Source organism: Lysobacter panacisoli (assembly GCF_009765165.1).
Taxonomy (GTDB): Bacteria; Pseudomonadota; Gammaproteobacteria; order Xanthomonadales; family Xanthomonadaceae; genus Lysobacter_J; species Lysobacter_J panacisoli.
The window spans coordinates 368,201-382,082 of sequence record NZ_VLNU01000001.1 but is presented as its reverse complement, the minus strand read 5'-3'; the positions used below and the strand labels follow the sequence as shown (position 1 = coordinate 382,082).

The following is a 13,882-nucleotide window of genomic DNA, read 5'->3' as shown; positions in this document are numbered from 1 at the left end:
ATAAATCGCAGCCGCGAGGGAATTTCAAGGGCCCCCGGCAGGCCCGCGGCGCGCTCATCGCGGCGGCTGCCGCAAGGGTCGCGTGTTACCATTCCGAGGCTCTGTAAACGGCGGTTTTTTCCCGGCTACGGGGCCCACCCTCACATCGACTCCCACGAGGTTTCCGCGATGCCCCAGCTTGCCCGGCGCATCGGTCGCGCCAAGCCCAGCGCGATCATGCAGGTTGCCGAGAAGGCCAAGCGGCTCAAAGCCGAAGGCCGCGACATCATCAGCTTCTCGATCGGTGTTCCCAACTTCCTGCCCGGCGAGCACGTCTACGCCGCCGCACGCGACGCGTTGTCGAAAGACAGCGGCCAGTACGGCAGCAATCGCGGTCCCGACGCGCTGCTCGATGCCTTCGTCGAGCACATGGCGAAGATCGGCCTGACCGGCTACGGCCGCGTCAACTGCGCGACCGGCATCGGCGCCAAGCACGTCATCTACAACCTCGCCGAAGCGCTGCTCGACGAAGGCGATACGATCGCTTTCCCGACGCCGTACTGGACCAGCTATCTCGACATCGCCGAGATCGTCGGCGCGAAGATCGACCTGCTGCCGTGCCCGGCCGGACAGGACTACAAGCTCACGCCCGCGCAGCTCGACGCCGCGCTGGCGAAGAAGCCCAAGGTGTTCCTGTTCAACAACCCGTCCAACCCGACGGGCATGGTGTACACGAAGGAAGAGATCGACGCGCTCGCCGACGTCGTCGCGAAGTACCCGGACACCTGGGTCATCACCGACGACATCTACAACCGCATGGTGTTCGACGGCATCGGGTACCACAACTTCGTGCACGCGCGTCCGGAGCTGAAGGACCGCGTGATCTTCCTCGATTCGCTGTCCAAGACCTACGGCATGCCCGGTTGGCGCGTGGGTTTCATGGCAGGTCCGGAAGTCGTCGCGCAGGCGCTGGCGACGATGAACTCCAACCACATCACCAACGTGCCCGAGATCGTCTGCGCCGCGGCCATCGCCGCGCTCAACGGTCCGCAGGATGTGCCGACGCAGAAGTGCGCCGAGTTCCAGGCCAAGCGCGACCAGGTGATGGCGGTGATGAACGCGATCCCGGGCGTGGTGTGCCCGCGTCCGCAGGGCGCGTTCTACGTGTTCCCGGACATCAGCGTCGCGTTCGGCAAGACGCATGCGCCGAGCGGCACGAAGATCGGCAACGACGTCGAGTTCTGCAACGCGCTGCTGGAAGCCAAGGGCGTGGCCTGCGTGCCGGGCTCGGCCTTCGGCGAACCGCGCGCGCTGCGCATCAGCTACACCTGCCCGACGCCGCAGCTCGCTCCGGGCCTGCAGCGTTTCCAGGAATTCTTCTCCGAACTTTCGTAATCCATTTCGGGGCGCGCGTCGCCCCGTTTTTTCGTCCAGGAGTTACCCATGAAGACCCCCGTCCGCGTTGCCGTCACCGGTGCTGCCGGCCAGATCGGCTACTCGCTGCTGTTCCGCATCGCTTCCGGCGAAATGCTCGGCAAGGACCAGCCTGTCATCCTGCAGATGCTCGAGCTGCCGATGGAGAAGGCCCAGGCCGCGCTCAAGGGCGTGATGATGGAGCTGGAAGACTGCGCGTTCCCGCTGCTGGCCGGCATGGTCGGCACCGATGATGCGGAGGTCGCGTTCAAGGACGCCGACATCGCCCTGCTGGTCGGCGCGCGTCCGCGCGGCCCGGGCATGGAGCGCAAGGACCTGCTGCTGGAGAACGCCAAGATCTTCACCGCCCAGGGCGCCGCGCTGAACAAGGTCGCCTCGCGCAACGTGAAGGTGCTGGTCGTCGGCAACCCGGCCAACACCAACGCCTACATCGCCATGAAGTCCGCGCCGGACCTGCCGGCGAAGAACTTCACCGCGATGCTGCGCCTGGACCACAACCGTGCGCTGTCGCAGCTGGCCAACAAGGCCGGCGTGGCCGTGGGCGAGATCGAGAAGCTGGTCGTGTGGGGCAACCACAGCCCGACCATGTACCCGGACTACCGCTTCGCCACCGTCAACGGCCAGTCGCTGAAGGACAAGATCAACGACGCCGACTGGAACGCCAACGAGTTCATCCCGAAGGTCGGCAAGCGCGGCGCCGCGATCATCGAAGCGCGCGGTCTGTCGTCGGCTGCGTCGGCCGCCAACGCCGCCATCGACCACATCCGCGACTGGGTGCTGGGCAGCAACGGCAAGTGGGTGACGATGGGCATTCCGTCGGACGGCAGCTATGGCATTCCGAAGGACGTGATGTTCGGCTTCGCCGTGACCACGAAGGACGGCGAGTACACGATGGTCAAGGACCTGCCGGTCGACGACTTCAGCCAGAAGGCCATCGACAAGACCCTGGCCGAGCTCGAGGAAGAGCGCGCCGGCGTGTCGCACCTGCTGTAAGCACCAGCGCCCCCGCGCGGGGCGTGCGGTATACGAGGACGCCGGGAATTTCCCGGCGTCTTTTTTTTTGCAGCCGGACATCGCGATCTGTCGGGTATGCCGGACTGGGCCTGGCGTTTCGACCAAGGTCGTAACGCGCTCCTACCCTTGGCGGGGCTAGCCTCAGGGCATTGCCGTCGGAGGTGGGCCATGCGTTACGAAGACTTCTATCGCCGCTCGATCGAGCAGCCCGAGGAATTCTGGGGCGAGCAGGCGAGGGCGATCCACTGGAACAAGCCGCCGGAAAAGATCCTCGACTACTCGAATCCGCCGTTCCGCAAGTGGTTCGCCGGCGGCGAAACCAACCTGTGCTTCAACGCGATCGATCGCCATCTAGGCGAACGCGGCGACCAGCTCGCGCTGGTGTGCATTTCGTCCGAAACCAACCTCACGCGTGAGCTCACCTACCGTGAGCTGCATCGCGAAGTGAGCACCTTCGCCGCGGTGCTGCAGTCGCTCGGCGTGGGTCGTGGCGATCGCGTCGTCATCTACATGCCGAACATGGCGGAAGCCGTGTTCGCGATGCTCGCCTGCGCGCGCATCGGCGCGGTGCATTCGGTGGTGTTCGGCGGATTCGCCGCGCACAACCTCGCACTGCGCATCGACGATGCGAAACCGAAGCTGCTCATCTGCGCCGACGCGGGCATGCGCGGTGGCAAGGTGATTCCGTACAAGCCGCTGGTTGACGCCGCGTGCGCGGAAGCGCAGTCGCCGCCGCCGCACGTGCTGGTCGTCGATCGCGGACTAGATTCCGGTCGAGTCCTTGTCGAAGGACGCGACGTCGCTTACGCGCCGCTGCGCGCGCAGTTCGACGGTGCGGAAGTGCAGGTCGAATGGCTGGAATCGAACGAGCCCAGCTACCTGCTTTACACCTCCGGAACCACCGGCAAGCCGAAGGGCGTGCAGCGCGATGTCGGCGGCTACGCGGTCGCGATGGCGTTGTCGATGTGGTCGATCTACGACGTGCGCGCGGGCCAGGTGATGTTCTCCACGTCCGACGTCGGCTGGGCGGTCGGGCATTCGTACAACGTGTACGGTCCGCTGATCGCCGGCGCGACATCGGTACTGTACGAAGGCCTGCCGACGAATCCGGATCCTGCAGTGTGGTGGCGCATCTGCGAGCAGTACGGTGTGCGCACGATGTTCTCCTCGCCCACCGGCATCCGCGTGCTGAAGAAGCAGGACGCGTCGTGGCTGAAGAAGCACGATCTGTCGAAGCTGCAGTGGCTGTTCCTCGCCGGCGAACCACTCGACGAACCGACCGCGCAGTGGATCACCGAGGGCATCGGCAAGACCATCATCGACAACTACTGGCAGACCGAAACCGGCTGGCCGGTGCTGTCGTTGATGCCGGGCCTGGACCTGAAGCCGGTGAAGTTCGGCTCGCCCGGCTTGCCCACGCCCGGCTACAAGCTGCGCGTGATCGACGACAGCAGTGGCGAGGACGTCGCGGCCGGGCAGAAGGGCGTGCTGGTGATCGAGCCGCCACTACCCCCAGGATGCCTGACCACCGTGTGGGGCGATGACGCACGCTTCCTGTCGAGCTACTTCAGCCACTTCAACGAGCTGCTGTACAGCTCGCTCGACTGGGCGATCCGCGACGAGGACGGCTACACCTTCATCCTCGGCCGCACCGACGACGTGATCAACGTCGCCGGCCATCGCCTGGGCACGCGCGAGATCGAGGAATCGTGCTCGACGTATCCGGGTGTCGCCGAAGCGGCGGTGGTCGGGGTGCACGATGAGCTCAAGGGCCAGGTCCCGGTGGTGTTCGCCACGCTCAAAGCGACGGCCGGGGACGAAACACCGGCGCAGGCCGCCGCGCGCGTGCAGCAGCGAGTGGTCGAGCAACTCGGTGCGGTCGCACGTCCTGCGCGCGTGTACGTGGTCAACGCGTTGCCGAAGACGCGCTCGGGCAAGTTGCTGCGGCGTTCGCTGCAGGCGCTGGCGGAAAGCCGCGACCCGGGCGACCTGTCCACGCTCGACGATCCCAGCGCACTGGATGAAGTGAAGCGCGCGCTGGAACGTGGTGCGGATGCGGGTGGCTGAGCTTTATTCCTGCGGTGAAGGTGCCACGCCCGCATAGCGGGCGCGCGGACGGATGAGCCCGCCCTGCGCCTGCTGTTCGAGTGCGTGCGCGAGCCATCCCGCCAGGCGTCCCGCGGCGAACATCACCAGCGCCGGCGTCGCCGGCAAGCGGTAGGCGATGCAGATCGCGGCGAGCATGAAGTCGATGTTAGGCCGCTGACCGCTGATTTCCTCGGTGGTTTCGACGATGGTGTCGAGTGCGGCCACGATCGCGCGATCGGGCGCGTGCGTGCGCAGGCGTTCGAGCAGTTCCGTCGCGCGCGGATCGCCGTGCGGATACAGCGCATGGCGGAAGCCGGGCAGGTCGTCGCCACGTTGCCAGCGCGCGGCGATCGCATCGCGTGGCGACGCAGCCTGCAGGGTTTCGTCGATGAGCGCGTAGGCGCGCGCGGTCGCGCCGCCGTGGCGCGGTCCGGACAGCGCAGCCAGTCCGCTGCACACCGTCGCGTGCAGGTGCGCACCGGTCGATGCGACCACGCGCGCGGCGAACGCCGACACGTTGAGTTCGTGATCCGCACACAGCACCAGCGCGGAACGCACCAGATCCTCGAACGCGTCGTCGTCGGCGCGCCAGCATTGCGCGAGCAGGCGATGCACCGGACCGGGCCAGGGCGCTTGCGCGACCAGCAGCGCCGCGTTCTGGCGCAGCAGCGTCGCGGCGACGCGATGTCGCACCTGCGGCGCGGAATTGAAGGAGTGGCGTTCCTGCAGTGCCAACAGTGGAATCGCCGCCATCGTGCGCTCCAGCGGCGGCAGAGTCGCATTGCCCGCGATGGCCGTGACGGTGTCCGGCCAAGGCGACAGCGGCATCGCGAACGGATCGTCCTCGCCGCAATCCCACAGCAGTCGGGCGATGTCCTCGAGCGTCGCGCCCGCGCGCACCTCCGCGATCGCCGAACGGCCCCGGTAGTACGGACCGTCCGGGCGGATCAGCGAGATCCGCGTCTCCAGCACCGGCAGGCCGCGATCCAGGCTCTGCGCCGCGCCGCGTGCGGGTCCCCGGCCGGCCCGCTGGCGCTGCGCCAGCCGCTCCACGTCCTGGCGCAGGTACAGGCGGCTGCGGTGGTCGGGGCCGGGCCGGGATTCGATCAGGCCGCGGCTGACGTACGCGTACAGCGTGGCCTGGCTGATGCCGAGCAGGCGGCAGGTCTCGCGGGCGGAAAGGAGGTCGCTCATCGGCCGGAATGGTTGATCGTGATGATCAAGATTGATCAACCAGTGGGATGGTGCCAGATTGGCGGCCGCAATAGATGAGGAGTTCCCCCATGAGTTCCGCCTCCGCTGGCGCGCGATTCCGCGCCGCTCTCTCGGAAGAAACCCCGCTGCAGGTGATGGGTGCGATCACCGCCTACGCCGGTCTGATGGCAAAGCGGGTTGGCTACAAGGCCCTGTACCTGTCCGGCGGCGGCGTCGCCGCGAATTCGCTGGGCATCCCGGACCTGGGCATCAGCACGATGGAAGACGTGCTGACCGATGCGCGCCGCATTGTCGATGCCACCCAGATGCCGCTGCTGGTCGACATCGACACCGGCTGGGGCGGCGCCTTCAACATCGCGCGCACCGTGCGTTCCTTCATCAACGTCGGCGTCGCCGCGGTGCACATGGAGGACCAGGTCGGCCAGAAGCGCTGCGGCCACCGTCCCGGCAAGGAAGTGGTGCCGACCGACGAGATGGTCGATCGCATCAAGGCCGCCGTCGACGCGCGGACGGACGCGGGTTTCGTGATCATGGCGCGCACCGACGCGGCCGCGGCCGAAGGCATCGACTCGGCGATCGAGCGCGCCGTGGCCTACGTCGAGGCCGGCGCGGACATGATCTTCCCCGAGGCGATGAAGACGCTGGACGATTACCGGCGCTTCAAGGCCGCGGTGAAAGTGCCGATCCTCGCCAACCTCACCGAGTTCGGTTCGACACCGTTCTTCACCACCGACGAGCTTCGCGAGGCGAACGTGGACATCGCGCTGTACTGCTGCGGCGCGTACCGGGCGATGAACAAGGCGGCGCTGAACTTCTACGAGACCGTGCGCCGCGAGGGCACCCAGAAGAACATCATCGACACGCTGCAGTCGCGTGCGGACCTGTACGACTTCCTGGGCTACCACGCGTACGAGGACAAGCTCGACGCGCTGTTCGCGCGCGGCAAGTGAGGCGATGAAAAAGGTCGGCCGACGGAGCGTACAGGGCCTCGACGATGAGTCCCCCTGTCCCTTTCTCCGCCGGCGCGTCCGGCCGCCTTACGACCGCGGCGAGCGCGATACTGGCTCGCCACGGTCGTCCGCGACATTTCGTCGCTAGGCTTATCCCCTGCTGGCACCCTGTAATCCTGACAACGCCGGACCCCGGCGGGACCGGACAGACCCGATTCCGCCACGCAAACGCACGAGGAGAAACGCAATGACCGACTCGGCCCAAGTTCTGCCCAAGGCCAAGAAATCCGTCGCCCTGAGCGGCACCGCCGCGGGCAATACCGCGCTGTGCACCGTGGGCCGCAGCGGCAACGACCTGCACTATCGCGGCTACGACATCCACGACCTGGCGACGAAGTCGACCTTCGAGGAAGTCGCGCACCTGCTCGTGCACGGCGCGCTGCCGACGGTGTCGCAGCTGAAGGCCTACAAGGCCAAGCTCAAGCGCCTGCGCGGCCTGCCGGCGATCGTGTCCGAAGCGCTGGAACTGGTTCCCGCCAACGCGCATACGATGGACGTGCTGCGCACCGGCTGTTCGGTGCTCGGCACCGTGCTGCCCGAGCGCGAAGGCCATCCGGCGTCCGAAGCGCGCGACATCGCCGACAAGCTCGTCGCCAGCTTCGGTTCGATGCTGCTGTACTGGTGGCACTTCACCCGTAACGGCCGCCGCATCGACGTGGAGACCGACGACGATTCCGTCGCCGCGCACTTCCTGCACCTGCTGCACGGCGAAGAACCGTCGAAGCTGCACGCCGACTCGCTCGACAAGTCGCTGATCCTCTACGCCGAGCACGAGTTCAACGCGTCGACCTTCACCGCGCGCGTGATTGCCGGCACCGGCTCGGACCTGCATTCGTGCATCACCGGCGCGATCGGCGCGCTGCGCGGTCCCAAGCACGGCGGCGCGAACGAAGTGGCGATGGACATCATCGCCCGCTACGGCTCGGCCGACGAGGCGGAAGCCGACATCCGTGCGCGCATGGAGAAGAAGGAAATCATCATCGGCTTCGGCCACCCGGTGTACACCATCGGCGATCCGCGCAATCCGATCATCAAGGAACTCTCGCGCAAGCTGTGCGCCGACGGCGGCAACCAGACGCTGTTCGACGTGTCCGAGCGCATCGAGAACCTGATGATGGACACCAAGAAGATGTTCCCGAACCTCGACTGGTACAGCGCATCGGCCTACCACATGATGGGCATCCCGACGCCGATGTTCACGCCGCTGTTCGTCATCGCGCGCACCACCGGCTGGAGCGCGCACGTGATCGAGCAGCGCGAGGACGGCAAGATCATCCGTCCGAGCGCGAACTACGTCGGCCCCGAAGACCGCGCGTACGTCGCCATCGACAAGCGCTGATTCGCCGGATTCATCCGGTGCGATGAAACGGAAAGGCCGCGCGATGCGCGGCCTTTCTCTTTGCGTGGCACTTCGACGTGCGCGTGCTCAGTCGTTGGCGGAGTCGGGCAGGCGCATGCCGGGCGTCCAGCCGCTCTTCGCCAGGAACGCCCTGGGATCGTCCATCTCGATGATGTCCTTCAACGCCGCCTTGCGATCGGTCGCCTTGACGTAATACGCCTTGGCGATGCGATAGCCGACCCAGTAGCCCAGGTCGTACGGTTCGCCCGAGCCGGCGCGGTAGTTGTAGAGCCAGTTCGACAGATCGGTGCTGTCCATCTCGCCCACGAATGCGGACTCGACCTCCGCTTCGCGGCCGCGCGTCCAATCGGCCAGCTTCGGATTGCCGACGTTGCCGGAGATCACTTCAGAGATGAGCTCGGCCGCGCCTTCGGCCAGCGACATGCGCAGCACCGTCGCGTCCGGATCGCCGGCCTCGAAATCGGTCTGCATGGTCTGCTGGATGTGCGCGTACTCGTGCGCGATCACGTGCACGAAGCGGTCCTGCACGTTGGGGTTCATGAAGTCGGCGGCGCACAGCGCTTCCAGGCCGATGGTGAGGCCGCCCGGATACGCCATGCCCACCGGCTTGCCGCGACCGACCACGATCGCCACCGGCGGCAGCTTGGCCTGCGGGTAAAGGCGGACCAGCGTCGCGAGCGCGGTCGCGAGTCGTGCCTTCGCTGCGGGGAGTTCGGCCATGCATTGCCGCGCGTTCGCGTAGATCGCCGGATCGCTGGCGAGGCGGTCGGCGATGCTCTGCGCGGTGACGCGCCGCAACTTCGCGAACTCGACCAGGCTCGGCGTGCCTTTGGCGAGGTAGTCGTTCTCGATCTGAACCACGCTGGGCTTGCCGTCGCTGGCTTCGTAGAGCGCGTAGAAGCGGGCGACATCGTTGGTGACGATGTCGGCGCCCGGCATCGTGTCCGCGGCCTGCGCGAAGGCCGGCGCCAATAGGGTGGAAGCGAGCAGGGCGAAGCGGAACGTTGGGTGCATGCGTGTCCATCCTGGAAAGCGGGGGAGGCATCAGCATGCAGTGGCACCGCCGTGGAGGGAGGTGCCGAACGTCCGGGTCGCGCCGGCCATCCCGCGGCACGCGCATTGCGCCGTCTGCCGTGGCATAGTCGGGGGGCATTCGTGGCCAATGGTTTGGGGGAAACCATGCGCGAAGACGAAGTGCCGAACAAGACCGATGCCGGGCGCGACGAGATCCAGAGCCGCGCACTCAAACTGCCCAACGTGCTGCGTTCGATCCTGTTGATGGTCGACGGGCAGCGCAATGTCGCGCAGTTGCGCGGCGTGATCGGCGGACTCAAGGGACCGGACGATGCGCTGGACCAGCTCGAAGCGCTGGGCCTGATCGCCGCGCCGAAGAGCCTGGCCGCCGCCGCCGCCGCGACGATTCCCGACGCAGTACGTGCCGCCGCACCGGTGGCCGCTGTCGCGGCATCGTCGGGCGCCGGAGCGAAGGGATATTCCGCGCTGTACACGCTGATGTCGGAGACAGTGCGCGACCATCTCGGCCTGCGCGGCTATTTCCTGCAGCTCAAGGTCGAACGCTGCAACGACGTGGGCGACCTGCTGGCCCTGCTGCCGGACTTCAGCACGGCGCTGGGCAAGGCGAAGGATGTCGGCTTCGCCACCGAGATGGACCGCCGCTTCCGCGCACTCGCCGAAGCCTGAGGCGCGACGTCGAAACGCGGAGGCACATCGCGTGCCTCCGCGCGGTGTTGCTTACGCGAGCCCTTCGACCTTCAGTGCCTTCTGCACGGCCGGGTCGGCTTCCATGCGCGCCTTGAACGCGGCCAGGTTGTCGAGGCCGCGCATGTCGATGCCCACGCCATCGGCCCAACGCAGCGTGATGTAGAGGTAGGGATCGGCGAAGCTGCGGAATCCCGCCAGCCACTGCTTGCCCGCCAGCTGGCGATCGGCGATTTCCAGCACTGCACGCACGCGCTTGCGCGCCGTTTCCTTCACCGCGTCGTACTGGGCTTCGTCGCCGATGAAGTTGGCCGGGCCGAACAGCGGCTTGAACGCCGGATGCACGTCCGAATTGACGTAGGCCAGCCAACGCGACGCCTCGCCGCGCTGGCGCGCGCTGCCGTCGCCGGCAAGGCCGGCCTCGGGGTAGGTGTCGGCGATGTAGCCCAGGATCGCGGCGTTCTGGGTCAGCACGAAGTCGCCATCGACGATCGCGGGGACCGCGCCGGTCGGATTGATCGCGAGGTAGGCCGGCGCCTTCATCGACTCCTTGTCGAGGATCTCGACCGAAAACGGCTGGCCGGTCCATTGCAGGGCGATGTGGTCGGCGGTCGAGCACGCGCCGGGCTTGGTGTAGAGCTTCATGCGGGATCCCTCGAAGACAAGCGAATCCCGACACTATCGCGCAGGCGTGGCCCGGCGCTCAATGTCGCGGCGTGCAACGGTCAATTGCCCTGAATGCGCTGGCGCCGTCCCTTCTTCGGCCTTTCGGGCACCTTCCCCTGCGTGAGGAGAAGAAGAGCCTAAGAAGGGCCCAGGAAGAGCGCGAGGACTGGGAGAAGGCTGCAGACGTCGAGCGCCGCGTTGTCCCTCTCCCCTTGCGGGAGAGGGACAGGCCGCCACAGGCGGCCAGGGAGAGGGGCAGGGCTTACGAGCGCCGCGGCTTCAGCGACTGCACCTTATAGAAGGTGTGATCGCCGATCGTCGCGACCTGGTACGCCGTGCGCCACGACGGGCTGGCGATGGCGTGCGCGGCGAAGTGGCTCGCGCCCGGGACGATTTCCTTGCGCTGGCCGGGCGGCAGAGCCCAGTTGCGCTCGGCGTCGAGGGCAATGGTGACAGCCTCGCCCCAAGCCTCGGTGTTGGTCAGGCGCGTGCCCGGCGACACCAGGGTGGGGGCGAACTGCTTGCGTGCCGTGACCACGTCGCAGACGGTGTTGCCCCACAGGCCGCTGTCGCGGCGGCGCAGGGCGACCTCGGCGACCGCCTTCTGGCCGCGCACGGACTGGTCGCGGGCTTCCAGGTAGACGGTGGTGCTCAGGCACAGCGAATCGGCGGTTTGCGGCGGCAGCACGGAGGCCAGCCACAGGATCCAAGCCAGTTTCATCTAATCGGACTCCTTGCTCCGTTGCGCCTGTCCGCTGGCGGCGGCCTTCTCCAAGGGAGACGGCAACCACGGCACGGACCGGCATGGCGTACTGGGGAGGGCAGCGGCTCTGCGGCGCGCTTTTGCCCATTCACCAAATCCGCGCGGGAGGTTCGTCCACGCGGGCGGTGAGGGTCGCCACCAAAGGGGTGGCCGGAAAAAGTTGGCGCACGGTAGCGGCGCGAAGATAAACGTCAGATGAACAATGGGGGCTTGACCGTGCGGCAGCGGATGCTGCTGGAAACTCGGCTCGGCATCGCAACCCATTGTTTCGATGGGCCTTTGATCCACAACCCGTGGGGTTCGAATCCCCAACGGCTGTTCAGAATCCTCCTATGGTCGTAGGCGCGGCCGTTCGATGCAGGTGATGAAAAACCGCTTCGAACGACCCTGCAGGCCCCGTCCGGCAAGGCCTGCGCAGTTCGTCACAATGCGGCCGCCACGCGACTGCCCTGGGCGATCGCACGCTTTGCGTCGAGTTCCGCCGCGACGTCCGCGCCGCCGATCACATGCACCGCCACGCCCGCGTCGGCGAGCGCCGCGGCCAGCGGTTTATAGGGTTCCTGGCCCGCGCAGACCACAACATGATCGACTGGTAGCGTCTGCGCGCTGCCGTCCACGCGCACGTGCAGACCCTCGTCGTCGACGCCGAGGTATTCGACGCCGCCCAGCATCCGCACGCGCTTGGCCTTCAGCGTCGCGCGGTGGATCCAACCGGTGGTCTTGCCCAGCCGCGCGCCCGGACGGCCCGGGCTGCGCTGCAGCAGCCAGACCTCGCGTGCCGGCGGCTCGGGTTGCGGCGTCGCGAGGCCGCCGCGGTTGCCGTCGTAGTCCAGGTCCACGCCCCACTGCGCGCGCCAGCGCGCCGCGTCGAGGCTGGGGCTGGCGCCGTGCTCGACCAGGAACTCCGCCACGTCGAAGCCGATCCCGCCCGCGCCGATGATCGCGACCTTGCGTCCCGGCACGACGCGGCCGCTGAGCACGTCGAGGTAGCTCACCACCTTGGGATGGTCGGCGCCGCCGAAATCCACCTCGCGCGGGCGGATGCCGGTCGCCAGCACCACCGCGTCGAAGCCCGCCAGCGTGTCGGCCTCGGCATACGTCCCCAGTCGCACCTCCACGCCGGTCTGCTCCAGCCGGCGCCCGAAGTAGCGCAGCGTCTCGTGGAACTCCTCCTTGCCCGGGATGCGCTTGGCGAGGTTGAACTGGCCGCCGATCTCGCCCGAGGCCTCGAACAGGGTGACCCGGTGGCCGCGCTCGGCCGCGACAGACGCCGCCGCCATGCCGGCGGGCCCGGCGCCAACCACCGCGATGCGCTTCGGCGTCGCGGTCGGCACATAGTTGAGTTCGGTCTCGGCGCAGGCGCGCGGGTTGACCAGGCAACTGGCGGTCTTGTTCTCGAAGACGTGGTCCAGGCAGGCCTGGTTGCACGCAATACATGTATTGATGTCGGCCGCGCGCTGCGCGCGTGCCTTGTTCACCCATTGCGGGTCGGCCAGCAGCGGGCGCGCCATCGACACCATGTCCGCCTCGCCACGGACGAGGATGCCCTCGGCCACGTCGGGCATGTTGATGCGGTTGGTCGTCACCAGCGGGAGGCCGACGTGCGGCTTCAGGCGCGCGGTGATGCCGGTGAAGGCCGCGCGCGGGACCGAGGTGGCGATGGTCGGGACGCGTGCCTCGTGCCAGCCGATGCCGGTGTTGATCAGCGTGGCGCCGGCTGCCTCGATGGCTTTCGCCTGTTGCACCACTTCATCCCAGGCCAGGCCGTCGTCGACCAGGTCCAGCATCGAGAGCCGGTAGACGATGATGAAGTCCGGCCCGCAGGCCTCGCGGATGCGGCGCACGATCTCCACCGCGAAGCGCATGCGTTTTGCCGCATCGCCGCCCCATGCGTCCTGGCGATGGTTGGTGCGCGGCGCGGTGAACTGGTTGAGCAGATAGCCTTCCGAGCCCATCACCTCGACGCCGTCGTAGCCGGCCTCCCGCGCCAGCTGTGCGCTGCGCACGAAGGCGCGGATCTGGCGTTCGACGCCGCCGGCCGAGAGCGCGCGCGGGGTGAAGGGATTGATCGGCGCCTTCAGCCGCGTCGGCGCGACCTGCAGCGGGCTGTAGCCGTAGCGACCGGCGTGGAGGATCTGCAGGCAGATGCGGCCGCCGTGCGCATGGACGGCGCCGGTGACCTGACGGTGCCGGCGCACTTCCCACGGAAAGCGCATCGTGCCGCCGAACGGCTTGAGCCAGCCGGCGAGGTTCGGCGAGAAGCCGCCGGTGACGATCAGCCCGACGCCGCCCGCGGCGCGCTCGCCGAAGTACGCGGCCAGCTTCGGGAAATCCGCCGCCTTGTCCTCCAGCCCCGTGTGCATGGACCCCATCAGCACCCGGTTGGCGAGGGTGCAGAACCCCAGGTCCAGCGGCTCGAACAGCTTCGGATAAAGCGGATGTGGCGCGGGCGGCTGCGAAGCCGCGGCGGAATCGAAGCTGAGGGGGCTGGCGACCGTCATGGGTAAATACGCTGGCGTACGGAAGCCGGCACGATGCCGCGAAAGCCGCCCGGCTTCAAGCGTGGCGGCGGTGCCGGGGCGGCTGCGGCTGGGGGCACGCGACCGACGGCAAGGACCGCGGCGTCGCGCGCAA

Annotated in this window: 11 protein-coding genes; 6 read left to right on the top strand and 5 right to left on the bottom strand. The window is 67.6% G+C overall.

The genetic code is table 11. From position 1 onward, the window contains the following. Window positions 1–168: 168 nt before the first annotated feature. The 3 genes from FOF45_RS01900 to prpE all read left to right on the top strand — a co-directional run bounded on the left by FOF45_RS01900 (window position 169) and on the right by prpE (window position 4,494). Window positions 169–1,374, top strand: a complete 1,206-nt coding sequence (locus FOF45_RS01900) for a pyridoxal phosphate-dependent aminotransferase (protein ID WP_158982341.1) — start codon at window positions 169–171, stop codon at window positions 1,372–1,374. A gap of 48 nt (window positions 1,375–1,422) precedes the next feature. Next, the gene (locus FOF45_RS01895; protein ID WP_158982340.1) at window positions 1,423–2,406 is read left to right on the top strand and encodes a malate dehydrogenase; all 984 of its coding nucleotides are present in this window, start codon (window positions 1,423–1,425) and stop codon (window positions 2,404–2,406) included. A gap of 189 nt (window positions 2,407–2,595) precedes the next feature. Next, on the top strand, window positions 2,596–4,494 hold the full coding sequence (gene prpE / locus FOF45_RS01890) for a propionate--CoA ligase (protein WP_158982339.1): 1,899 nt from the start codon (window positions 2,596–2,598) through the stop codon (window positions 4,492–4,494). Between the two features lie 3 nt (window positions 4,495–4,497). Here prpE and FOF45_RS01885 read toward each other — a convergent pair whose 3' ends face one another. Further along, on the bottom strand, window positions 4,498–5,709 hold the full coding sequence (locus FOF45_RS01885) for a citrate synthase family protein (protein ID WP_158982338.1): 1,212 nt from the start codon (window positions 5,707–5,709) through the stop codon (window positions 4,498–4,500). Between the two features lie 89 nt (window positions 5,710–5,798). Between FOF45_RS01885 and prpB the strand changes: the two genes are divergently transcribed. Beyond that, entirely contained in the window at window positions 5,799–6,680 is an 882-nt protein-coding gene (gene prpB, locus FOF45_RS01880; RefSeq protein WP_158982337.1) for a methylisocitrate lyase, read from the top strand. Between the two features lie 247 nt (window positions 6,681–6,927). Then, window positions 6,928–8,079, top strand: coding sequence for a bifunctional 2-methylcitrate synthase/citrate synthase (gene prpC / locus FOF45_RS01875; protein ID WP_158982336.1), 1,152 nt, complete (start codon window positions 6,928–6,930; stop codon window positions 8,077–8,079). An 87-nt stretch (window positions 8,080–8,166) separates the two neighbouring features. Here the strand turns inward: prpC and FOF45_RS01870 are convergent, their stop codons facing one another. Next, window positions 8,167–9,114, bottom strand: coding sequence for a DUF2268 domain-containing putative Zn-dependent protease (locus FOF45_RS01870; RefSeq protein ID WP_158982335.1), 948 nt, complete (start codon window positions 9,112–9,114; stop codon window positions 8,167–8,169). Between the two features lie 165 nt (window positions 9,115–9,279). Between FOF45_RS01870 and FOF45_RS01865 the strand changes: the two genes are divergently transcribed. Continuing rightward, on the top strand, window positions 9,280–9,801 hold the full coding sequence (locus tag FOF45_RS01865; protein WP_158982334.1) for a hypothetical protein: 522 nt from the start codon (window positions 9,280–9,282) through the stop codon (window positions 9,799–9,801). 51 nt (window positions 9,802–9,852) lie between these two features. Here the strand turns inward: FOF45_RS01865 and FOF45_RS01860 are convergent, their stop codons facing one another. The 3 genes from FOF45_RS01860 to FOF45_RS01850 form a co-directional block, all read right to left on the bottom strand. After that, window positions 9,853–10,464, bottom strand: coding sequence for a glutathione S-transferase family protein (locus FOF45_RS01860; protein WP_158982333.1), 612 nt, complete (start codon window positions 10,462–10,464; stop codon window positions 9,853–9,855). Between the two features lie 283 nt (window positions 10,465–10,747). After that, window positions 10,748–11,206: a cell wall hydrolase gene (locus FOF45_RS01855; protein ID WP_158982332.1), complete on the bottom strand. Its 459-nt coding sequence runs from the start codon at window positions 11,204–11,206 to the stop codon at window positions 10,748–10,750. A 464-nt stretch (window positions 11,207–11,670) separates the two neighbouring features. Further along, window positions 11,671–13,749 (bottom strand): NADPH-dependent 2,4-dienoyl-CoA reductase, encoded by a 2,079-nt coding sequence (locus FOF45_RS01850; protein ID WP_158982331.1) that lies wholly within the window; start codon window positions 13,747–13,749, stop codon window positions 11,671–11,673. Window positions 13,750–13,882: the final 133 nt, after the last annotated feature.